The sequence below is a fragment of the Caulobacter sp. 05T431 genome (genome assembly GCF_056665975.1).
This window is the reverse complement of the sequence record NZ_JBFTKU010000130.1, coordinates 1-434: the sequence shown is the minus strand read 5'-3', so window position 1 is coordinate 434 and position 434 is coordinate 1. Positions and strand designations below refer to the sequence as shown.

1 protein-coding gene is annotated in these 434 nt (G+C 67.3%); it reads right to left on the bottom strand.

The genetic code is table 11. The features are described from left to right. A partial coding sequence (locus tag AC1U89_RS24830) for a hypothetical protein (RefSeq protein ID WP_479902273.1) occupies positions 1–434 on the bottom strand: 434 nt, incomplete at both ends.

Sequence of the window (434 nt, the reverse complement as noted above, 5' to 3'; positions counted from 1 at the left end):
GTTCCGTGGTGAAGTGCCAAGCGAGGGTGGTGTCCCCGTTGTGCTCGTAGTTGGGATCGCCCATGGTGATCCGCTCCAGGCTGTGGCCGGCAATGTCGCACAGTTCCCGGATGATCTGTTCGAACTCCGGCGCGTCCAGGAGGTCTTCCTCGGCGGCTGCCGCCTGGCGCTCCGCGAGGTCGGAAAGCCTGGCCACCCGAGCGGCAATGTGGGCGTCGAGGTCGTCGTCGGCAAGAACCAGCAAGTCCGCCTGGCCACGCAGCCACGCGGCGTTGAGCGCCACAATGTCCTCTGTCTCGAGAACCGACTCGAATTCCCCGTCCAGTTCTTCAATGCCGCGAACGGCGTCGGAGACGGCGTCCCCCGCTTCGTCGCCGTCTGTGCCGGCTCCGGCTGTGTCGCCTTCGGCGGTCCAGCCGCTGCCGCCGTCGAGG